This window comes from uncultured Stenotrophomonas sp., assembly GCF_945952405.1.
GTDB lineage: Bacteria > Pseudomonadota > Gammaproteobacteria > Xanthomonadales > Xanthomonadaceae > Stenotrophomonas.
In genome coordinates this window covers 49430-69379 of the sequence record NZ_CAMFIA010000005.1, presented here as the reverse complement: position 1 = coordinate 69379, position 19950 = coordinate 49430, and the positions used below count along the sequence as shown (strand labels likewise).

Here is a 19950-nt window from a genome sequence, read left to right as displayed (position 1 = left end):
CCTGCCCGGTAGCCATACTAGAGCATGAGCTTGCGCATCATCATCGCAGACGACCACCCGGTGGTCCGTATCGGAGCCCGCGCTGTCATCGAGAAGAACAAGGTCGGCGAGGTGGTCGGCGAAGCCGACACCGCGCAGTCACTGATGGCACTGCTCGACAGCCAGCCCTGTGACCTGCTGATCACCGACTACTCCATGCCCGGCAGCCCCCTGGCCGACGGCTTCGCCATGATCGGCATGATCCGCCGCCATCATCCCGACCTGCGGGTGTTGATGCTCAGCGTCTCCACCAACCTTGCCATCCTGCGCCTGGTGCTCGACAGCGGCGTGCTCGGCCTGGTCAACAAGGGCTCGTCGATGACGGAGCTGCCACACGCCATCCGGGCGGTTGCCCGCGGCCAGGTCTTCATCAGCCAGAGCCTGCGCGAGCGGGCCGAGGCCGCCGGTGGCTGGAGCATGGCGGGCGGCAGCAGGCCACTGTCGCCCCGCGAACTGGAAGTGCTGCGGCTGCTCGGCACCGGGCTGACCGTGAAGGACATCTCGGAGAGACTGCACAAGAGCGTCAGTACCATCAGCCGGCAGAAGAGCGACGCCATGCTGAAGCTGGGCCTGACCGGCGATGCCGAACTGTTCGATTTCCTGCGTGACGGGAAAATCTGAGATGCAGTTCACATAACACCGGTAGCCGCGGCCGGCCGCTTTGACCGGCCGCGGTTCTGTGCAAAGATGATCCGGCATGAGTTCTCAATGCGAGGTCGAAGGAATCGACCGGCTCATGTCCTCGCTCCCGTCCCTGGTGGATGGGAAGCGGTTCCCTGCCGTCCGTCTGGACCGGCAACGCTGACCACGGAGAGGCGCATGCATCACCCCCCTGAGCTACGTTGGACCCTGCCGTTGCGGCCCCTGCGCGCATTCGCGGCGTGCCTGCTCGTCTCTCTTTCCGCCGCGGCGTGCAGCGCCGCCGACCCGGCCCCCTCGTCCTCCCAGCCCGACGCACGCGCGCAGGCTGCCGATGCGCCCCGACAGGATGTTGCCCCGATGCAGAACACCTCCCCCGATGCCGCCGTCACTCCGCCCGACGCGCCGACCGTGATGTATTTCACCTACCAGGTGGACGGTGATGGTGCGACCTCCTATGAGATCCAGAACGGCAGCGTGGCCACCTTCTGGTTCGGCCACGCCTTCACCCTGGAGGGCACCACCTACTACACCGGATTCTCGTGGGATACGCGCGAGCACTACGGCAAGCCGGGCGAGCAGCAGCCGGCCGGCCCGGATGACCGCGCCAACCTGGCCGAGGCCACCTTCGTGCTGGCCGGCACCGATGCGAACAAGCCGTGGAAGTTCCGCGGCCAGGAATGGACCATCGGTGCGCTCGGCGCCTATGACAAGGCCGACGATGTCGATGCCCGGCGCAAGCCGCTGGAACACCGCACCGCCGACGGCCGCCTGCTGCTGGCCGTGCCGACCCGCAGCTTCGACCGTGGCATCAGCAGTTCCAGCTACGCGCTGCTGCTGTTCAATCCCAGGCGCAGCGAAGATGACGTGGACAGCAAGGTCTGGCGGTATGTCGGCTCGGTGCGCACCGGCGAGGACAACAGTGCCGCCTGCGACGAAGGCAACGTGATGCCGTGCACCGGAAGCGAAGGCGAACTCGCCTTCGGTGCCGATCACGACGGCCTGCCGCAACTGACCGTGAGTTTCCACGGCACCACCATTGAAGGCCCGGGCCGGACCCGCGCGCTGGGCGCCGGCGACGCCGTGCACTACCGCTTCGACCGCGCGACCCAGCAGTACGTCGCGCCCTGATCTCCACCCGCCACACGCGGGTTACCTGTTGACCGACATGTTCTTGACTCACGGATGAGTCCGGTTGGCGATTCGCGGCCCAGGCCGCTCCATCAACCCCGAGGAAAACGTCATGGCACAGCATGACTACAGCAGAAAGGAAGTCCTGGACATCGTCGAACAGGTCGCCAGGCACAAGGGCATTCCGGTCGATGACTTCATGCGCTTCGCCTACATCGAGACCGGCGGCACCTTCAACGAACGCGCCCACAATGCGTCGAGTGGTGCCAAGGGGCTGTTCCAGTTCGTACCCGGCTCCGCGCGCCAGTACCACCTGACCGGCCACGAGTTCGACCCGACCCGCAACACCGAAGCGGCAGCACAGATGTACCAGGACAACCTGGAGTCGATGGCACGCCGCAACGAACGCACCGGCCACCCCTACCTGTCCGGCGGCGCCGTGCCGACCGGCCTGGACCTGTACCTGGCACACCAGCAGGGCAGCGCCGGCTACGGCTCGGTGCAGACCGCGATCGCTACCGGCACCTTCGGCGTGGTACGCAACAGCCAGGGCGAAGAGATCAACATGCGCCGCAACGTGCTCAACCAGATCGGGTCCGATGCCAAGGCGCTGACCGGCCACACGCTGGCCGAAATGCGCGGCATGAACGACGGTGAGCTGGCGCGTACCTTCTCCAGCTACTACATCCACAAGTACGCGGCGATCAGCATTCCGGAAAAGCACATCGCGCCACAGACGGTGGCACAGGGCCAGGGCGCGCCCACGCCCGCGCAGGCCGCCGCGGTGGGGGCTGCCGCTGCCACGCTGGCGGCAACCGCAACCGCCGCCGCCACGCCGAAGCCGGGCATCGAACTGCACGCTGCCTACGAGGCGGGTGTGCAGTACGACCACGTCAAGTACGCGATCAACATCCCGGGGCACGCCTTGTACGTGCCGGGCAAGACCGGCAAGAACGTGGAACAGGGCTACATCGATTGTTCCGGCTGGGTCGGCACCCTGCAGAACCGCACCATGGACGAGATCAACCAGAAAGCCGGGCATGCGGTCTTCAGCAAGGCCGACCGCATCGACCTGGGCAACCTCGGTTCCGGCGGCATCGTGCGCAAGGCATTCGACCAGTCCGGCGTGCTGCTTGAGCGCGACGCGATCCTGCAGCCGGGCGCGCTGAAGGAAGGCATGATCATCGGCCTGGATACCGCCAGGACCCGCCACGAGCACTGGAACGGCATCGACCACATCGTGATGGTGGTACGCGACCCGAACACCGACACGCTGCTGATCAGCCAGTCCACCGGCAGCAAGGGCGTGCACACCCTGCCGGTCGAGGACTATCTCAAGCAGGTGAAGGATCACCCGAACTGGAAGCTGTACGCCTCCGATCCACTGTCCAGGGCGCGCGACCTGCTGGAGAACCGCACCCCGTCGCACGAGCAGACCCAGGGCAGGCCTGCGGCCGAACACAAGGCAGCGGCCGCTCCGCACGCCGAGCCGTACAAGCCGGGTGCGCAGGGCGAAGGCGTGCGCAGGGTGCAGGAACAGCTCGGCCACCTTGGTTACGCCGGTGCCGACGGCAGGCCGCTGGTCGAGGATGGCCGTTTCGGCCGCAATACCGAAGCCGCCGTGCGCCAGCTGCAGAAGGACAACGGCCTGGTGGCCGACGGCATCGTCGGCGCGAAGACCCTGTCGGCGCTCGCGGAAGCCCGCGAACGCCCGTTGCTGAACGACGAACGGCACCCGCGCAATGCGCTGTTCATCCAGGCCAGCAAAGGCCTGGAACTGATGCCGGCAGGCACCTTCAAGGACCGCCATGCGCTGGAAAGCACCGCCGCCGCCCTGACCCGGGAAGCACACGCCGCGGGCCTGCAGCGCATCGACGCGGTGGTGCCCAGCCCGAACGGCGAGCGCCTGTTCGCCGTGCAGGGCACCCTCGGCGATCCGGCCGCCAGCCGCGCAGCGGTGGAGACCCGCACCGCCAGCGAACAGAGCCTGGCGCTCAGCAGCGGTGCCGTACAGGGCGCGCCGAACGTGCTGCAGGCGCAGCAGGATGCCCAGCAGGAGCAGGCCCGGCAGGCGCACAAGGCGATGGGGGTCTAGGCCCGGCAACGCTTTGGGAGACAAGGAAGGGCCACCTCCGGGTGGCCCTTTTCCCTTCTGCCAGCTGAGCGGCCGGGGCCGCTTTCAGCCTCGCTTCATGCCGCCTGCCGCTAGATGAATGCGCAAGCCGCAGGATCGACCAGGCAATGTTCCGGCAATGTTGGAACGCCAGCGTGGACATCACGGCAGCCGGGGCGCCCCGCGCCCTCCCTGCCCAACGTGGCATGCACCTCACAGGAGAACCGAACATGCTCAGTACTTCCACACTCAGCTTCCGTGGTCTGGCGATGGCCCTGGCACTGGTTGCCGGTGTCGCCGTGGTCAGCGATGCCAGCGCGATGTCGAGGAAGGACAAGCGCACCCTGGTCGGCGCCGTGGTCGGTGGCGTGGCCGGCAACCTGCTCTCCAACGGCGATCCTGCCGCCACCGTGGGCGGTGCCGTGGCGGGCGGTGCGATCGGCAACCTGACCACCTCCGACCGCCGCGACCGCCGCTATTACGACAATCGCTACTACGACAACCGCTACGACCGCCGTTACGATCGTGGCTACTACCGCAGTGGTTACTACGACCGCGGTGACGACCGTCGCTGGCAGCGCGAGCGCTACTACGACAACCGCTACTACAACGACCGCGGCCGCCATCGCGGCTGGTAAGCGGCACGGCGCGACTGCCGGTACCGGCGTGGCGACGGGCGGGTCGATGACCCGCCCGTTTGCGTTGGTGGCACGCATGGCGTTGAATGCGCAGCCTTGAACGTGACTTTCCCCCCGGGCTGCGGCATGACTTCTTCTCCCCACCGCGTGCAGGGCCTCAACAACGATGAGGTCGCCGCCGACTGGCCACCGATCAGCGCGCAGGAGATCGGCTGGCTGCGCCAGTGTTACCCGCAGCTGCATGAGCACAGCCGGGCACGCTGGCACAGCCCGCGGCCGCTGTCGGCCGCGGCCATCGTCGATGGCGTGCACGGCCCGCTGTTCGTCAAGCGCCACCACCGCAGCGTGCGCAGCGCCGCATGCCTGCAGGAAGAGCACCACTTCATCGCCCATCTCGCCGCGGCCGGCATACCGGTGGTGCAGGTGCTGGCGGCCGCCGATGGCCACACCGCCGTCGAGCAGGGCGACTGGACCTTCGAGCTGCACGGCATGGGCGTGGGTGACGACCTGTACCGCGATGCGGTGTCGTGGTCGCTGCTGACCGACGTGGCACAGGCTAGCCAAGCCGGCCGCATGCTGGCCCGGCTGCACCGCGCCGCAGCCAGCCATCACGCCCCCCAGCGCAGTACCCATCTGCTGGTCGCACGCGATGATCTGATCCGCTCCGACGACCCGATCGCGGCGATCGAGGCAGGACTGGATGAGCGCCCCGGCCTGGCCCGCTATCTCGCACGCATCCCGTGGCAGGCGCAGCTGCGCCGCGACGTACTGCCGTGGCACGCCGGCCTGGCCGAGCGCCTGCGTGACGAGCCGCGGCTGTGGGCACACAACGACTGGCATGTCTCCAACCTGCTGTGGCGCGACGGCCAGGTCAGCACCGTGCTGGATTTCGGCCTGGCCTCGCCGACCAGCGCCCTGTTCGACCTCGCCACCGCAATCGAGCGCAACGCCGTGGCGTGGCTGCAGCTGGAGCGTGGCATGCAGGCGGTGCGCATCGACATCGCCCTGGCCCTGCTCGACGGCTACCGGCAGGTACTGCCGTTGGCGGCCGAACGCGTGCATCTGCTGGCCGACCTGCTGCCGATGGTCCATTTCGACTTCGCACTGTCCGAAGTGGAGTACTTCGAAGGCATCACCGGCTCGACCGCCAATGCGGATGTGGCCTGGAACCCCTTCATGCTGGGGCATCCGGTCTGGTTCCGCAGCGCCCCCGGACAGGCGCTGCTGCAGGCCCTGCACGCAGCCGCATAGGCGGGGTAGCGGGGGCAGATCCGGTTCCGGGGGAAACGGATCGGACCCCGGACCTGACCAGGGCCGGCTCGCAAATCCGTACCATTTGTAGTGAAATGGTCACCTGAAGCGGGGGTGCCTGGATCTGCCAGGCTGAGAGAGTCCCTTGGAACCTGATCCGGTTTGCACCGGCGTAGGGAGCTTTGAGCCGCAGCCACACCCCCGTCATGGGCCGGTGCACCTGCGCGCCGTCGCTTCGTCTCCCTTGTTGTCCGAAGACGAAACGAATGAACCGCTGCCTGCGCCCCACCCTGCTCTCCCTCGCCCTCTGCGCCGCGTTGCCGCTGCACGCCAGCGAGGCCGATGCTTCCCCCGATGTGGCCGCCACCGGTGCCGAGCGCTCGCCCACCGAGCTGGCCGCGGTACGCGTGCAGGCCGGCAAGCCGGCACCTGATACCTCGCGCGTCAATGCCTTCGGCGGCGGCAGCTGGAAGGACACGCCGGCCTCGGTGAACGTCCTGCCGCGCGACTATCTCGACCGTCGCCAGGTGCGCACATTGTCCGAGCTGGCCAGCAACGATGCTTCGCTGGGTGATGCGTATGCGCCGGTCGGCTACTACCAGAACATCGCCATCCGCGGCTTCGCGCTGGACGCCGCCACCGGCTACCGCTTCAACGGGCTGTCCATCGCCGGCGAGCAGCGCCTGGCGCTGGAAAACGTGCAGGCCGTTGAGATCCTCAAGGGTGAGGCCGGCCTGGCCGCAGGCGTGATGGCGCCGGGCGGCATCATCAACTACATCGGCAAGCGTCCGGCCGAGGTGCGCAGCGCCACGCTCGGCACCGATTCGGAAGGCTCGCGCTATGTGGCCGTCGATGTCGGCCACTGGATCACCCCGCGCTTCGGCCTGCGCGTGAATGCCGCGTGGGATTCCAGCAATTCCTATGTCGAGCACGCCGACGGCCGCCGCAATTTCTACTCGCTGGCCGCCGACTGGCTGATCGGCGAGCGCGGCAAGCTGGAAGTGGATGCCAACTACCAGACCAGCTCGCAGCGGTCGGTGTCCGGCTACCAGCTGCTGGGCGCACGTGAGCTGCCGCGCGGCGTCGACCGCGAGCACCTGCTCGGCTACCAGCCGTGGCAGCGCCCGGTGGATATCGCCAGCAGCAACATCACCGCGCTGCATACCTACGATTTCAACGAGGCCTGGCAGTCACGCGTCTCGGTGGGTTACAGCCGCTCGGTGATCGATGACAACGTCGCCTTCGCCTACGGCTGCTACTACGCCGCGCAGTGCGCCGATGGCAGCGTACCCGGCAACTACTTCGCGCCCAATGGCGACTACGACGTCTACGACTACCGCAGCCCGGACGACACCCGCCGCAACCAGCAGGCCCGCGCCGAACTGCACGGCCGCTTCGAGACCGGCAGCGTCGGCCACCAGCTGACCGTCGGCGCCGATTACTTCCGCCGCACCGTGGACAAGCGCCCGAGCGTCAACGAGTACGTCGGCACCAGCAACATCCACGATGCGCAGGTCCCGGTGTTCGCGCCGTCGCCGAAGATGCCGGGCCCCTCCGCGCGGCGCCTGGACAGCCGCCAGACCGCGTTCTTCGCACTGGACCGGATGAGCTTCGGCGATGACTGGCAGTGGCTGGCCGGTGGCCGCTTCGTGCGCCTGGATGAGCGCGCCTACGACAAGCGCGGCACGCCGCAGCGGCACAGCCGCCTGTCGCGCTTCCTGCCGCAGACCGCCGTGGTGTGGAAGGCCAGCGACCAGCTCAACGTCTATGCCAGCTACGTGCGCGGCATCGCGCTCGGCCAGGAAGCGCCGTTCTGGACCAGCAATGCCGATACCTTCCTGCCATCGGTGCAGTCGCGGCAGCTGGAAGTGGGCGTGAAGTACGTGCCGGTCGAGGCGCTGACCCTCGGCGCGGCGGTATTTCGCATCTCGCAGCCGTACCAGTACGCCCAGCCCGACAACAGCGACGCCGGCTACACCTTCGTCGAGGAAGGCACCCAGACCCATACCGGCCTGGAGCTGACTGCCAATGGCCAGCTGACCGGGGCGCTGCAGATCGTGGCCAGTGCCAGCGTGCTGCAGGCCCGTGCGCGCGACACCGGCACCCCCGCCTATGAAGGCCATCAGCTGGTCAACGTGCCGAAGGTACGCGCCAGCGTGCACCTGGCCTACGCGCTGCCGTTCGTGCAGGGCCTGGATGTGACCGGGGGCTGGCGCTACGCCGGCGCCAACGTCGCCCGGGCCGATGGCGGCGTGCGCGCGCCGGACTACTCGGTGTTCGATGCCGGCCTGCGTTTCCAGCATCGCCTGCACGAGCGCGCGGTGACCTGGAACCTGTCGGTGGACAACGTGTTCAACCGTTTCTACTGGCGCGACACCGGCAGCAGCGGTGGTGACTACTACCTGTTCCCGGGCGCACCGCGACAGGCACGCCTGTCGGTGACGTTCGCGCTGTGAGCGGCGTGATGCTGGAGTGGACCGCCGCGCTGTGCAGCATCCTCGGTGTCTGGCTGATGGCCAGGCGCCGGCTGGTGGCGTGGCCGGTCGGCCTGCTGTCGGTCGCGTTGTATGGGTGGGTGTTCGCCGAGGCCAAGCTGTACTCGGACACCCTGCTGCAGGTCGCGTTCGGTGGCTTCCTGGTCTATGGCTGGCTCAACTGGCGCCAGCATGCCGCCGACGAGGGCAGCGTGCGCATCGTGCCGCTGGCACGCGGCACGCTGCTGCGCGACCTGGCCATCGGCCTGTGCGGCGGCGTGGCGCTCGGCGCCGGCATGCATACCTTCACCGATGCCGCGCTGCCGTGGCTGGACGCGATGCTGACTGCGCTGAGCCTGGTCGGGCAGTGGTGGCAGGCACGCCGCCACGTGGCCTGCTGGTGGGTGTGGATCGCGGTGGACGTGGTCTATGTGGGCGCGTACCTGTTCAAGTCGCTGCACGTGACCGCGGCGCTGTACGTGTTCTTCCTCGGCCTGGCCGTGTTCGGCCTGCGTGCGTGGAGCGCGGCCGCGCGCGAGCCGCAGGTGGCGCCGATGCGTTGATCCAGTAGAGCCACGCCCTGCGTGGCTGAGGGGCCACCGGAGGCCCAGCCACGCAGGGAGTGGCTCTACTGGAGGACCAGGCCCAGGCGCAGCGGCTGGCGCATGTCCGCCGGCGGTCCCGCCTGCAATGGCGCGGCCTGCAGCGTCGCACGCAGCGCCGCGTCGACCTGCCGGTCACCCAGGCTGTCGAATTCCAGTTTCGAGATGCGGCCATCTGCCGCGATCCACACGCTTACCGGCAGCGGCGTCGGCGTGTCCGGATGCGCCTGCAGCCATTCCAGCACACGCTGCGCCTGCGGATCCTGCTCCTGCTGCAGGCGCTGCTGCAGCTGGCCACCGACGGCGGCGGCATAGGCCATCCAGTGCGCAGGTGCTTCCTGCGCGGAAACGCTGGCACTCCCCAGTGCCAGCGCGCCGAACAACGCGGCCAACGGCCGCCACCAGCGACGCACGCCGGTCCTGTTCCCTGTCATGGCCATCACCTGCCTCCCGCGCTCCCATCCAGCGCGCCATGGTCGGCGTCGCAGATGACAGGCAGATGGCGGGCCCGGGTTGCCACGCGCGCGGGGTGCAGCCTGCACGACTGCAGGCGATTGCCGTCGATCAGCCCAGGCAGGCCTTCAGATCATCCCGCGTCCAGCCGGTGAGGCCTGCGCCCTTCCAGTAGCGTACGGACGTTCCAGCCGGGGCAGCGGCGAGCTCGACAATGGCAATCACCCCATGGTTCACCGGATTGTCGATGACGATGCGCTGCCCGGTTTCGGTGGGCAGCACGCGCACGACCTTGTTGCGCTGGGTTCACGCCTGCGACAGGCACACGGTGACCTGTTGCACCGACTTCGAGGAACCAAATGACTCCGGCGCCTGTTCAAGCAGGCCAGGCGCCGTCGAGCAGCCGGCGATGCCGGCCAGCAACGCAGCTGCGGAGAATCCCTTCAAGGCAGACATGCGTCCTCCCGTTGCATGGATGGGGTGCTGATCATGCGCCCAGATCCGCCAGGACCTTGCGCGAGGGTGCAAAGAAGGTCACGCCGGTGGTGGCGGTGGAGAAATCGAGGATGCGGTCATGCAGGGGCGCCGGATTGCCGATGAACATGCGCTCGAGCATGCGCTCGATCACCCACAGGTGCCGCGTGTAGCCGATGAAATAGGTGCCGTACTCGCCGCGGCCCGGGTTGGCGAACGGCATGTTGTCACGCAGGATCTCGTGCTCGCCGTCGGCATCCTCGATGGTGCACAGCGTCTTGTGCGACTTCTGCGCATCGGCCGGCGCATCGTCCAGCTCAATGTTGTCATGCTTGGTGCGGCCGATGATCGCTTCCTGCGCCTCGGTCTTCTGTGCGCGCCAGGCATCGAGGTTGTGCAGGTACTTCTGCACCACCACGTAGCTGCCCCCGGCATGGTCCGGATCTTCGTCACCCACGATGGTGGCTTCCGGCAGCGACAGCCCTTCCGGGTTGGCAGTGCCATCGACGAAGTCGAGCAGGTCGCGGCCATCGAAGTAGCGGAAGCCGGCCACGTCATCGACCGTTTCCACTGCATCGCCGAAGGCCATCAGCAGGTTGCGCTCGAACGCCACGATCAGGTCCATGGTGCGCGCGCGGATGTGGTACAGCAGGTCGCCCGGAGTGGACACCGCGGTGTGGGTGGCACCCTTGATCTCGCGGAACGGCTTCAGCTCACGCGGCGGCGTACTGCCCACCAACGGCTGCCACACCCGGTGGCCAATGGCCACGTTGCAGGTGAAGGTGCGCTCAATCTCGCGGATGGCGGTGTTCTTGATCAGGTCATCGGTGCTGGCCAGCACCTCGCGCGCCTTGGCGATCGACGCCTCGTCATCCTTCACCTTCAGCACCAGGAACGCTGCCGAATGGGTCAGCGGAGCGGTGATCTGCTGCGGCTCGTTGTCGAGCGTGTGGTTGAGGGCGGTGATCGGTGCGGGCTGGGAGTTCACGGCAGTTCCTGCTGGCTTGAGGCGGGCGCATCGCGCAGGGCGATGTGCGGGCGATCATAGCCGAAGCCCCTGGCCGGCGACGGAGCGGTTCTCACTCCGCGCACCGGCGAACGCGAAGGCCTGCTCAGCCGACGTCGCTCCAGACCGCCAGTTCGTAGCCATCCAGATCGCGGAAGTGGAAGCGCCGGCCACCGGGGAACGCGAATACCGGCTGCACCACCTCACCGCCGGCGCTGACCACGCGCTGCTGCGCATCCGCCAGCGCCGCGCAGTAGATGATCACCAACGGTCCACCCTGCGCCTGTACCGGCGCGTCGGCGACGAAGCCGCCCTTGAGGCGGCCATCGTCGAATTCGGTGTAGGCCGGACCGTAATCGGTGAAACGCCAACCGAATACATCAGCGTAGAAGCGCTTGCTGCGGGCGATGTCGGCGACGTTGAATTCGATGTTGTCGATGCGGCGTTCGGCATCGTGGACAGCGGCATGGCTCATGGCTTGGCTCCGTGGTTGGAACGCCAGCGTCGGTCAGATCCGGTCCACGGTCTTGAATGAAACGGCCATCAGCGCCCCCATTCCAACCGCAGCGCGCGCGCGGTCAGGCCCGCAAGCTCACGGGCCTCGCGGCTGAGATGGGCCTGGTCGGCATAGCCGGCCTCGGCGGCGAGCATGCTCAATGAATGCTGTGGCAGCGCGCGGCTCTGGCGCAGGAAGCGTTGCAGCCGCAGGATCCGCTCCAGCGTCTTGGCGCCGTAGCCGAACTGCGACTGGCTGAAACGCCGCAGGCTGCGCGGGCTCAGGTTCAAGCGCGCCGCCAGCGCATCGAGGCCGGCATCGCCACGCGCCAGTGCCTGGAACAGGGCATGCGCACGCTGCGCGTGCAGATCGACCGCTGCGGTAGCGAAGTGCGGCCGCAGGCACTGCGCGAACCGCTGCAGCCGCTCGGCAGGTGGGGTATCACCGATGGACGCTGCCGCCTGTAGTGCCCACCGGCCCTTCAGCTCGGCCAATGGCACCGCCTGGCCGATGATGCCGGCCAAGGGCAGGCCCAGCGCCGCCAATGCCTGGCCGGGACGGAAGCGCGCCCCCAGCACCTGTGCACCGGGCGCCAGCGCCGGATGTGCGGCGACCCGGTCCGGACCGACCACGAACAACGTGCCATCACGCCAGAGAACATCCACGCAGCCATCGGGCAGCACCGTGACGTGCCCCTCCGCATCTGCGGGAAGCTGGCTCTGCCACAGCTGACCGAAGTGACCGCACAGCGACGCCGGCGCCAGGTGTTCCTGATAGGCGCTGCCGGTGCCAGCAAGGGAGGAAGGGTCGCCCATGCCGCATTGTGGCGCCACGGTGCCCAAAAAAGTGAAGCCCGGCGCGAGGCCGGGCTTCGGTTGGCGTGTGGGAGAGAGAGAGAGTCACACGCCAGCACAACACGCACTAACGACAGGCGTTTGTTACCAGGTGAAGCGCGGGCCCACGAACCACTCGCGGTCGCCGGCCTTGGCCAGCTTCACTTCGCCGGTCAGGCCCCAGTTCTGGTTGAACTTGGCGGTGGCGCCGACGCGGCCGTAGAACTCGCCGTCCGGGTTCACGCCGTGCTTCTTGAAGTAATCCTCGTAACCGGCCATCACGTAGCCTTCCACGTACGGATTGAACGCGGTGCGCACGCCGACTTCAGTCGAGTAGCCGTTGAAGTCCAGGCCGTGCTTCATGTCGAACTTCTGGTACGCAACACGGGCCACCAGGTCGGTGTTCGGTGCGATGCCATAGTTGTAGCCGGCGCCGATGCGCCACTGGTCGACGTCATTCTTGAACTTGTCGGTCTCCTGCGCGCTGTAGTCGCCGAAGATGTGGAAGTTCGGGTGCACCGCCACGGAACCCTTCACCTTCCAGCCGTCGGCGTCGCCGCCCTTGGCATCGGTGTTCACGTAGCCGCCTTCAACGTAGTTGTACGACAGGCCGTCGGTTGCCGATGCAGCGAACGGCAGAGCAGCCAGAAGACCCAGGGCAAGCAGCGAATTCTTGTTCATCGGGACACACCTTTAATTATTTTGGTTTCGTCGACCGCCTCCCGGGAGGGGGAGAGAGAGGAGGCGGTCGACAGGTGTGAATTATCCGTTAGGGGGTCTAATCGACCCTGAATATTGAACTGACTGGTGTATAAATATGGCTCCCGTTCAGGGAACTCCGGCCGACGTCTGCACGCGGATCTGTGGCCACGACAACGTTGCAGGCGGACAGAGAAACCACTTCGGCATCAGCGCAGCACGACGGCCATCGCGACGCCGGCGCCGGCGCCGGCACTGCCACGTTCGCACCCGCCGATCACCCGTGCGACCGGGCTATCCTCTCTGGCCCCCAATGAATGACCCGAGGCCAACCGAGTGATCACCGAGAACGCATGGCAACCCGCCTCCGCGTTGGTCTCACTACCAGGGGCGCTCAGTAGCGCCGACGTCCGAGAGTTCCTTCAACCGGAACTCTCGGAAGGTCAGATGCGGGCCGCCGAGGCGCTGCTCGAGCAGGCGACTGCCATCCTCGAACGGCTGACCCAAGCAACAGTCCCCAGATTCAACGGCCGTGGTTCGCTTACCTTGCGTTGGGCACGCGGCGAGACCTTCAACGCGGGTGCACTAAAGTTGTTCGCCGACGGCCACGACTACCTTATTGAAATTTCAGTCGGCGCACCGATTGTCCTGCTCGCGATGGCTCATGAGATATGGCATCCCGCCGAACGCGCCCACCCGTCACGTGTGCTGGCCGAGCAGGATGTCTTGAGTGGGCACATGCGGCCAGGCGAAGTCACACCCGTCGCGTATAGAACCGCTTTGGATGCGACGTATCTGCTGTACTTCCACGAGCTCGCGCATGTACTGTGCAACCACTGCGAGCTCGAATGGGGGGAAACTGCGGCGGTTGATCGGCGCGCATTGGAGTATCAGGCCGACTACCTTGCGGGCTCCACTTTCGTCTCCCATAAGGCCTGGTCCAACAAGCGCAGGCCAACAGACTGGTGTTCGATTGCCGAGGCCTTGGTGTCTGCGGCGCTACTGCTTTCGACAGCATTCAAGGGCTTTGCTGCGCCATCGGATGGTTACCACTTGCCAACCAATCGATTGATCGCATTCATGGACGGAGGATTCCAAGCGATTCTGGATCATTGCGCGCTGCAAACCGAAGCGCCGCCGTTCGCGGATGTAAACACAGAGAGTGCATTTATCCGTCCTCTCATGCTCAGCTTCCTGGAGCACCTGCGTGCATCGGCCCTGGAGCGTCTGGCGGGCACGGAATCGGAGATTGCGAGTGACTCCAACCAGGTGCATACCGTTACCAGGCCACGGGCCCAGGAGCTGAGCGCCAGCATGGGGTCGCTGTGGACCTCACTGGAGAGCGGCGTGAGCAACTGACGATGGAAGGTGACAGCCACGTCGACGATTCCGTGTGGCGCATCCGTGCTTCGGATCGCCCCTGGCAATTCCGACCTTGGAGTACCCCATCGCGCGCGAGACCGAGCTTGACTCGATCGTCGCGTCGCAGGTGAAGCTGCACGCAGGGACCGCCGAGCACGCGGAAGACCTCCAACGCAGCCAGCTGGGATGCCGGCACCGGGACACGGCACCGGCACTGGAGCTGAGCAGATGGCAGCCGTTGTGCACGACCGGCAAACGCCCTCGGAAGCAGCCAAGGTGACATCGGCTTCATACTGATGAATTGGCACTTTTGAACGGGCGCAAGGCGCTCGGCCGGCGTGGATCAGCTCGCCTGATCCCGCTTGTTAATGCGGGGTCAGAAGCAGGCTTCACAGCCCTTCCACCTATTCAAATTCCAGCTGAAAGGCCTTGGTAGCGGCGGGAACAAACGCCGCTATATTCCAGCTTCCCCAGACGAAGGAGGGAGTGGAATGAAACTGACCTCGCAACACATGAAGATGGCCCGTGCACTCAGCGTGGCGCTCATCGCCACCGTGAGCCTTGGCGCTTGCGCCTCTTACAAGAACGAGTTTGCAACCATCAACTCACGTCTCGATCAGCTCGACGTAAAGGTTCAGGGCGCCGCGCAGAGCGCGGAGTCCGCCAACCAGTCCGCGCAGCAGGCCAACCAGCGCCTGGACCAGATCGAAGGTCGCGTCCAGCAGCTTGAAAGGGCGCCTGCCGGCCGCAAGCCGCGCGGGTAATCGCTCCCTCACCGTTTGAATTGATCCACTTGAATTGATCCATCTCTGTATCGGGAACCAGTGGCCTTCGCCGGCCACTGGCGTCCTTCCACCCACGGTCTCATTGCAAGGAGCCGTCCCATTCGTACTTCCTCCTCCCCTGCACGCCGCGCCCTCCCTGCCGCCCTGGCCATGACACTGGCAGTGGCATGCAGCGGTGTCGTCCATGCCAGGGACAAGGATGCGCCTGCGCCCACGGTAACGGCGGCCGATGAACTTCCCGCCGACCAGAAGGTGTCGGAGACAGTGATCGAGCTGGCTGGCTGGGTGGTCGCCAGCAAGGACAACCAGGGCTATCCGTTTGCGATCATGGACAAGGCGGCGGCGCAGGTTCTGGTCTTCGGCGGCGACGGCAAGCTGCGCGGCGCGGCACCGGCGCTGTTTGGCTCGGCGATCGGCGATCACTCTGCACCTGGCGTCGCCAAGCTCGCATTGAGCGCGATCCCCGGCCACGACCGCACCACGCCTGCCGGCCGCTTCATCGGCGGCTACGGCCCCTCCGACGATGCCGGGCGCGTGCTGTGGGTGGACTACGATTCCGCGGTCTCGCTGCACCCGCTGCCGCCGGGCAGCCCGAAAGAGAAGCGTGCCGAACGATTGGCCAGCTCGACGCCGGATGACAACCGCGTCACCCACGGCTGCATCAATGTCTCGCCCGCTTTCTACCAACAGATCGTGCAGTCCACGTTCGAGAAGGGCGGTGTGTTCTACATCCTGCCGGACAAGGACTCGATCGCGAAGACATTCCCCGCATTTGCGCAGAGTCGCGGGGATGCGCAGGGCGATGCGGACGCCGGCACCCAGCACGCCAGCAAGTGACATCCTCTGCCGGTAGATGACTGCGGGCATTCCGTGCCCACCACCCGTCGCCGCTTGTGGGCCGCAGCGGTCGCCCCTAAGATCAGCCAGGCAACGCATGGGGGCGACCAGATTCAGGGTCGAGCGTTGCGGAATCGAATCCGTGGATCCTGAGCGGCCGTGAAGCGTCGGCGTGCGCGCTGAGCACTGGCAGGTTCTGCGCACGCAGACGCGTCCCCCTTGAAGCAGGCCGATTGCACCGCAGGTCGCGGCAATCACGCCACACCGGCAACCAGGCATCGGGCTCCAGGCGGACAAGATGAAGAAGTGGGCAGTGCTGTTGTTGCTTCCGGCGCTCATGCTTGCACCCGGCGTGCATTCGGCTCCTGTATCGTCGCCGGGGGTCCACCCGCAACGGCTGGACGCGTTCCTCAGCCATGTGGAAGCCAACAATGGCGGTATCGGCAGCCTGTCGATCTTCAAGGGCGGCGAGCAGGTCTATGCCAGGAGCTTCGGACAGAAGAATCTGCCTGGCGTTGCCTACGATGACAACAGCAGGTACCAGATCGCCTCCGTCACCAAGCTGGTGACCGCGATCCTGGCGTTCAAGCTGATTGAGGAAGGGCGCCTGGGCCTGGACAACCGGCTGTCGGACTTCCTGCCCGGGATGCCGTCGGCGCAGGCCATCACGATCAGGCACCTGCTGGCGCATTCCAGCGGCCTCGGCAATTTCGCGATCCGCGATGGTGCGGTGTGGGTGGTCGACCCGGTCAGCCAGCAGGAGATCCTGCAGGAGATCCGCAGGCAGGGCATTGCCTTCGAGCCCGGCGAGCGCACGGCCTACTCCAACTCCGCCTACTTCCTGTTGCGCATGATCCTGGAGCAGCGCTACGGGCGCGACTACCACGACATCGTCGCGCAGGAGATCGCGCAGCCGCTGGACCTGCTGGATTTCGCCTCGGCGGGCTCGCCCCCCGTCAACACCTTCCGGTCCTACGCATTCACGGGGACCTGGACGGAGATCAAGGATATCGACTACGCCAATGTGATCGGCGTGGGTGACATCGCCAGCACCACGCGCGATCTCAATGTGCTGATCAACCGCCTGTTCCAGTACCGGATCCTGCGCCGGGACTCCCTGGAGCAGATGCTGCCGGCGCCGGGCAACGGCTGGGGACGCGGGCTGGCGGCGTTCCCATACGGGACGCATCGCTTTGTTGGCCACGGCGGCGACGTGCTCGGCTCCCATGCACGGGTCATCTACAACCCGGACGATGAGGTGTCGATCGCCTACGCAACCAATGGCGAGCGCATTCCAACCGATGCGTTCCTGAAAGCCGTGGTGGGGATTGTCTACGGCGAAGACGCCGCGTTCCCGGAAATAAAGTAGTCACACCGCCGGTGCTGTCCAACGGCAGCGCCCTTTCCAGGTACGACTCCGCCGATCCGGACGCCATTGCCATACCCCGCACGCATGCTCGGGCCTCGATCGCCCACATGAGAGTCCGAGATGCCACACCGGTTCCATCCTGCGGCGCGCTGGTCTGCCGGCGTGCTGTTCACCCTGCTCTGTGCCGCCGTGGCCGCCTACGCGTTCACCTTCCTGCACGGCCAGCCGCAGGCCAGCAACACCCTGCAGATCAAGTTTGCCGCGTCGGGCCTGGACGTACCCGCCCACCTGTTCGGCGGCGGCCTGGCCCTGCTGCTGGCGCCGCTGCAGATGAGCGCATGGGTGCGGCGACGCGTCCCGCAGCTGCACCGCCTGGGCGGCGGCCTGTACGCGGGCGGGGTGCTGATCGCGGGGCTCGGGGGCTTGTCCCTGGCCGTGCACGCCGAAGGCGGAGCACCCACCCGCATCGCCTTTGCCCTGCTCGCACTGGCCTGGCTGGTCACAACCGGCATCGGCATCGGCCATGCGCTTGCCGGCCATCTGGCCCAGCACCGGCAATGGATGTGGCGCAGCATCGCACTCACCGCCTCGGCGGTGACGCTGCGCCTGATCCTGGGTATCGGGCTGGGCGTGCTGCATCTGCCGTTCCCCACCGTCTACCTGGTGGCTGCCTGGGGATGCTGGCTGTTCAACCTTGCCGTCTGCGAGACGGTCCTGCGGTGGCCTCGACGGCGACCCGCGGAGGTGCTTTCAGCCGTTCGATGACGCCGGCACGTCTGCCCGCGCGTGATGCCTGCGGAAGGCACTGGGGGTTTCACCCAGCTGGCGCTTGAACGCCGCATTGAAGGTCGACTTCGAGGTGAAGCCACAGGCATAGGCGATATCCAGGATGGTCCGGCCATCGCCGGCATCGGCCAGATGGCCGGACGCCGCTTCAATGCGCAGGCGATTGATGTATTCCCAGAAGTTCTCGCCGAAGCGGCGGTTGATGACGGCCGACACCAGGTACTCGGGGTAGCCGCTGCGCTTGGCCAGCTGGCCGATGGCAAGCGCCGGCTCGCGGAACAGCTGATGCTCCGTCATCAGCTGCGACAGGCGCGCTTCGATCTCGGGAAAGCGCGGGTCGTCAGCGGCCGGTATCGCCTCGGGCTGGGCCGGTGCGGGTACCCGCTCAACCACCGTCACCGCACCCTGGCTGAGACTGAGATAGCCCACCACGAACACCCACGCGGTGACCGCACCATAGATCAACGGGTAGTCGACCCAGGGAAGCTTGACCAGCCAGTGCAGGGTGGCGATGGACCAGATGACGATCTGCGAGATCGCCATCGCATCGATCCAGTGCAGCGACATCCGGTCGGCATCCGACCGCTGCTGCCGCAGTCCACGCCGGTAGCGACCGACCTGGACCAGTCCTGCGATCACGTACGACAGGCTGTAGGCATACAGCGCGATGTCGAAGCGCAGCCGTTCGGTTTCAGCGGGCCCCGAAAGGTGGCGCGCGAACACGCTGCCCGCAGGCAGCAGATCGTGGAAGAAGAAGCCCAGGTGCAGGATCGCCACGATGACGAAGCCCGCCAGATGCACGCTGTCGCGCCACCCCAGCGCCTTCGCCCCGGTAAGGGCCTTGATGTAGAGGTAGAACAGGCTGCCATACAGGAAGGGGAACAGCCCGACCAGGCGATAGGCCTTGAACAGGCCGGCGCCTGGGCCGCTGTCCGGGCCGGACCAGTACATCGCCTTCACCGCCAGGTCGAGGCCGATCAGCGCGATCCAGACCGCCAGTACCCGGTTGGCCACGCGGTTGACCGGGCGGCGCCACAGCGCCAGCAACGCCGCCTGTGCGGATCCAATGGCAACGACGACGGTCCAGGACACCATGCAGGGAGGCCGATCGGCAACGGATTGGCCTGCGAGCTTAGCAGCCGGTTTCCCGGTACAAGAACAGGACGAACGGCAGGGGCGTGGCCGAAGCCATTGCCCACACTACCGCCGCCTACTCGCAGGTATCGCCCTCTTCCTTCAGCATCGCTTCGTCCAGCGGCCGCTCCTGCTCGATCAGCGCACGCTGCGCCGCGTCGGGCTCGCCCAGCCACCACACCCTGCAGCGCGCGGTCAGGCGACCGACCATCTTCGACTGCGTCGGCGAATACAGCATCACCAGCGCGGTGCTCGGGCACTGGTGCGCCTGGCAGGCGGTATACAGCCACCACGTTCCGTCCTGCAGCGTGTGCGGCTGGCCCGGCGCGCTGGGGCCACTGAGCAGGCGCGCGCGCAGGGGCTTGATCTCCGTGTCGGAGGACTCGGCCTGCTGTGTGCCCTTCATCAGCGTGTCGAACGCGGCCAGCACCTTCGGATCCTTGCGCCCGCAATCGTCCACACTGTTGCCGCCGACCAGGGTGAAGAAGTAGGTCGCCAGCGGATTGTCGGCGCAGGTCAGCTCCGTGTTGGGTGGCGGTGGCGGCTCGCTTTCCGGCTCGCCTTCGTTGTCCCACACCGAGGGATCCACACCCGCTTCGATGGACGGTTCGCCAGCGGACTCCGTGGCCGTTGCGGTGGCGGCAGGGGCGTCGGCCGCCGCCGGTGCCTGCCCGCAGGCCGCCAGCAGTGCAACCATCCATGACATGCCCATCGTTCGAATCTTCATTCCCTGCCCTGCTCCGTCCATTCGATGTCCATCACCGGTGCGCAGCGCGCACCTGCCGGGCAGCTGATTGTACGGACGTGGGGCCCGCTGTGCCGGTGGCGG

General features: G+C 66.7%; 21 protein-coding genes and 1 riboswitch. Of the genes, 12 read left to right on the top strand and 9 right to left on the bottom strand.

Features of this window, described 5'->3' with window-relative positions; translation table 11 throughout:
- Positions 1 to 24 precede the first annotated feature (24 nt).
- The 7 genes from Q0P60_RS06780 to pnuC all read left to right on the top strand — a co-directional run bounded on the left by Q0P60_RS06780 (position 25) and on the right by pnuC (position 8848).
- Positions 25 to 660 (top strand): response regulator, encoded by a 636-nt coding sequence (locus Q0P60_RS06780; RefSeq protein WP_294990099.1) that lies wholly within the window; start codon positions 25 to 27, stop codon positions 658 to 660.
- A 378-nt stretch (positions 661 to 1038) separates the two neighbouring features.
- Positions 1039 to 1809 (top strand): hypothetical protein, encoded by a 771-nt coding sequence (locus Q0P60_RS06775; RefSeq protein ID WP_294990096.1) that lies wholly within the window; start codon positions 1039 to 1041, stop codon positions 1807 to 1809.
- Between the two features lie 112 nt (positions 1810 to 1921).
- Positions 1922 to 3904 (top strand): peptidoglycan-binding protein, encoded by a 1983-nt coding sequence (locus Q0P60_RS06770; RefSeq protein ID WP_294990094.1) that lies wholly within the window; start codon positions 1922 to 1924, stop codon positions 3902 to 3904.
- Positions 3905 to 4152: 248 nt separating this feature from the next.
- Complete coding sequence (locus Q0P60_RS06765) at positions 4153 to 4560, top strand: glycine zipper 2TM domain-containing protein (RefSeq protein ID WP_014035547.1); 408 nt, start codon at positions 4153 to 4155, stop codon at positions 4558 to 4560.
- 126 nt (positions 4561 to 4686) lie between these two features.
- Positions 4687 to 5811, top strand: coding sequence for a phosphotransferase (locus tag Q0P60_RS06760; protein WP_294990089.1), 1125 nt, complete (start codon positions 4687 to 4689; stop codon positions 5809 to 5811).
- Positions 5812 to 5911: 100 nt separating this feature from the next.
- Positions 5912 to 6007: riboswitch (TPP riboswitch) on the top strand.
- Between the two features lie 70 nt (positions 6008 to 6077).
- Positions 6078 to 8267, top strand: a complete 2190-nt coding sequence (locus Q0P60_RS06755; RefSeq protein ID WP_294990086.1) for a TonB-dependent siderophore receptor — start codon at positions 6078 to 6080, stop codon at positions 8265 to 8267.
- An 8-nt stretch (positions 8268 to 8275) separates the two neighbouring features.
- Positions 8276 to 8848, top strand: a complete 573-nt coding sequence (gene pnuC, locus Q0P60_RS06750) for a nicotinamide riboside transporter PnuC (protein ID WP_294990083.1) — start codon at positions 8276 to 8278, stop codon at positions 8846 to 8848.
- Positions 8849 to 8913: 65 nt separating this feature from the next.
- Here the strand turns inward: pnuC and Q0P60_RS06745 are convergent, their stop codons facing one another.
- From Q0P60_RS06745 to Q0P60_RS06715, 7 genes are all read right to left on the bottom strand, one after another.
- On the bottom strand, positions 8914 to 9327 hold the full coding sequence (locus tag Q0P60_RS06745) for a hypothetical protein (protein ID WP_294990081.1): 414 nt from the start codon (positions 9325 to 9327) through the stop codon (positions 8914 to 8916).
- A 124-nt stretch (positions 9328 to 9451) separates the two neighbouring features.
- Positions 9452 to 9622, bottom strand: a complete 171-nt coding sequence (locus tag Q0P60_RS06740; protein ID WP_294990079.1) for a hypothetical protein — start codon at positions 9620 to 9622, stop codon at positions 9452 to 9454.
- A 24-nt stretch (positions 9623 to 9646) separates the two neighbouring features.
- Positions 9647 to 9796, bottom strand: coding sequence for a hypothetical protein (locus Q0P60_RS06735; protein ID WP_294990076.1), 150 nt, complete (start codon positions 9794 to 9796; stop codon positions 9647 to 9649).
- 31 nt (positions 9797 to 9827) lie between these two features.
- Positions 9828 to 10802 carry a Dyp-type peroxidase gene (locus Q0P60_RS06730; protein WP_294990073.1) on the bottom strand — a complete coding sequence of 325 codons (975 nt, stop codon included), beginning with the start codon at positions 10800 to 10802 and terminating at the stop codon, positions 9828 to 9830.
- A 124-nt stretch (positions 10803 to 10926) separates the two neighbouring features.
- Positions 10927 to 11295 (bottom strand): VOC family protein, encoded by a 369-nt coding sequence (locus Q0P60_RS06725; protein WP_294990070.1) that lies wholly within the window; start codon positions 11293 to 11295, stop codon positions 10927 to 10929.
- 68 nt (positions 11296 to 11363) lie between these two features.
- A complete protein-coding gene (locus tag Q0P60_RS06720; protein ID WP_294990068.1) occupies positions 11364 to 12131 on the bottom strand; it encodes a helix-turn-helix domain-containing protein in 768 nt (255 codons plus the stop codon).
- Between the two features lie 123 nt (positions 12132 to 12254).
- Positions 12255 to 12830, bottom strand: a complete 576-nt coding sequence (locus tag Q0P60_RS06715; protein ID WP_294990064.1) for an Ax21 family protein — start codon at positions 12828 to 12830, stop codon at positions 12255 to 12257.
- A gap of 354 nt (positions 12831 to 13184) precedes the next feature.
- Here Q0P60_RS06715 and Q0P60_RS06710 point away from each other — a divergent pair, with 354 nt between their 5' ends.
- The 5 genes from Q0P60_RS06710 to Q0P60_RS06690 all read left to right on the top strand — a co-directional run bounded on the left by Q0P60_RS06710 (position 13185) and on the right by Q0P60_RS06690 (position 17966).
- The gene (locus tag Q0P60_RS06710) at positions 13185 to 14207 is read left to right on the top strand and encodes a hypothetical protein (RefSeq protein WP_294990061.1); all 1023 of its coding nucleotides are present in this window, start codon (positions 13185 to 13187) and stop codon (positions 14205 to 14207) included.
- 494 nt (positions 14208 to 14701) lie between these two features.
- On the top strand, positions 14702 to 14974 hold the full coding sequence (locus tag Q0P60_RS06705; protein ID WP_012509703.1) for a hypothetical protein: 273 nt from the start codon (positions 14702 to 14704) through the stop codon (positions 14972 to 14974).
- A gap of 171 nt (positions 14975 to 15145) precedes the next feature.
- Entirely contained in the window at positions 15146 to 15832 is a 687-nt protein-coding gene (locus tag Q0P60_RS06700) for a hypothetical protein (protein ID WP_294990608.1), read from the top strand.
- Positions 15833 to 16130: 298 nt separating this feature from the next.
- Positions 16131 to 17201 (top strand): serine hydrolase domain-containing protein, encoded by a 1071-nt coding sequence (locus tag Q0P60_RS06695; protein WP_294990057.1) that lies wholly within the window; start codon positions 16131 to 16133, stop codon positions 17199 to 17201.
- Positions 17202 to 17321: 120 nt separating this feature from the next.
- Positions 17322 to 17966, top strand: coding sequence for a DUF2306 domain-containing protein (locus Q0P60_RS06690; protein ID WP_294990054.1), 645 nt, complete (start codon positions 17322 to 17324; stop codon positions 17964 to 17966).
- Here the strand turns inward: Q0P60_RS06690 and Q0P60_RS06685 are convergent.
- A complete protein-coding gene (locus Q0P60_RS06685) occupies positions 17952 to 19082 on the bottom strand; it encodes a helix-turn-helix domain-containing protein (RefSeq protein ID WP_294990051.1) in 1131 nt (376 codons plus the stop codon). The two genes, Q0P60_RS06690 and Q0P60_RS06685, sit on opposite strands and share 15 nt — an antisense overlap.
- A gap of 115 nt (positions 19083 to 19197) precedes the next feature.
- Positions 19198 to 19848 carry a hypothetical protein gene (locus Q0P60_RS06680; RefSeq protein WP_294990048.1) on the bottom strand — a complete coding sequence of 217 codons (651 nt, stop codon included), beginning with the start codon at positions 19846 to 19848 and terminating at the stop codon, positions 19198 to 19200.
- Positions 19849 to 19950: the final 102 nt, after the last annotated feature.

What these genes read in the sequence shown, in the direction of transcription:
- Q0P60_RS06700 (WP_294990608.1), top strand. Translation starts at nt 15,146, where the DNA reads ATGACACTGGCAGTGGCATGCAGCGGTGTCGTCCATGCCAGGGACAAG.
- Q0P60_RS06775 (WP_294990096.1), top strand. Translation starts at nt 1,039, where the DNA reads ATGCAGAACACCTCCCCCGATGCCGCCGTCACTCCGCCCGACGCGCCG.
- Q0P60_RS06715 (WP_294990064.1), bottom strand. Translation starts at nt 12,830, where the DNA reads ATGAACAAGAATTCGCTGCTTGCCCTGGGTCTTCTGGCTGCTCTGCCG.
- Q0P60_RS06680 (WP_294990048.1), bottom strand. Translation starts at nt 19,848, where the DNA reads ATGAAGATTCGAACGATGGGCATGTCATGGATGGTTGCACTGCTGGCG.
- Q0P60_RS06770 (WP_294990094.1), top strand. Translation starts at nt 1,922, where the DNA reads ATGGCACAGCATGACTACAGCAGAAAGGAAGTCCTGGACATCGTCGAA.
- Q0P60_RS06725 (WP_294990070.1), bottom strand. Translation starts at nt 11,295, where the DNA reads ATGAGCCATGCCGCTGTCCACGATGCCGAACGCCGCATCGACAACATC.
- Q0P60_RS06745 (WP_294990081.1), bottom strand. Translation starts at nt 9,327, where the DNA reads ATGGCCATGACAGGGAACAGGACCGGCGTGCGTCGCTGGTGGCGGCCG.
- Q0P60_RS06760 (WP_294990089.1), top strand. Translation starts at nt 4,687, where the DNA reads ATGACTTCTTCTCCCCACCGCGTGCAGGGCCTCAACAACGATGAGGTC.
- Q0P60_RS06705 (WP_012509703.1), top strand. Translation starts at nt 14,702, where the DNA reads ATGAAACTGACCTCGCAACACATGAAGATGGCCCGTGCACTCAGCGTG.
- Q0P60_RS06695 (WP_294990057.1), top strand. Translation starts at nt 16,131, where the DNA reads ATGAAGAAGTGGGCAGTGCTGTTGTTGCTTCCGGCGCTCATGCTTGCA.
- Q0P60_RS06720 (WP_294990068.1), bottom strand. Translation starts at nt 12,131, where the DNA reads ATGGGCGACCCTTCCTCCCTTGCTGGCACCGGCAGCGCCTATCAGGAA.
- Q0P60_RS06690 (WP_294990054.1), top strand. Translation starts at nt 17,322, where the DNA reads ATGCCACACCGGTTCCATCCTGCGGCGCGCTGGTCTGCCGGCGTGCTG.
- Q0P60_RS06755 (WP_294990086.1), top strand. Translation starts at nt 6,078, where the DNA reads ATGAACCGCTGCCTGCGCCCCACCCTGCTCTCCCTCGCCCTCTGCGCC.
- Q0P60_RS06685 (WP_294990051.1), bottom strand. Translation starts at nt 19,082, where the DNA reads ATGGTGTCCTGGACCGTCGTCGTTGCCATTGGATCCGCACAGGCGGCG.
- Q0P60_RS06735 (WP_294990076.1), bottom strand. Translation starts at nt 9,796, where the DNA reads ATGTCTGCCTTGAAGGGATTCTCCGCAGCTGCGTTGCTGGCCGGCATC.
- pnuC (WP_294990083.1), top strand. Translation starts at nt 8,276, where the DNA reads ATGCTGGAGTGGACCGCCGCGCTGTGCAGCATCCTCGGTGTCTGGCTG.
- Q0P60_RS06765 (WP_014035547.1), top strand. Translation starts at nt 4,153, where the DNA reads ATGCTCAGTACTTCCACACTCAGCTTCCGTGGTCTGGCGATGGCCCTG.
- Q0P60_RS06780 (WP_294990099.1), top strand. Translation starts at nt 25, where the DNA reads ATGAGCTTGCGCATCATCATCGCAGACGACCACCCGGTGGTCCGTATC.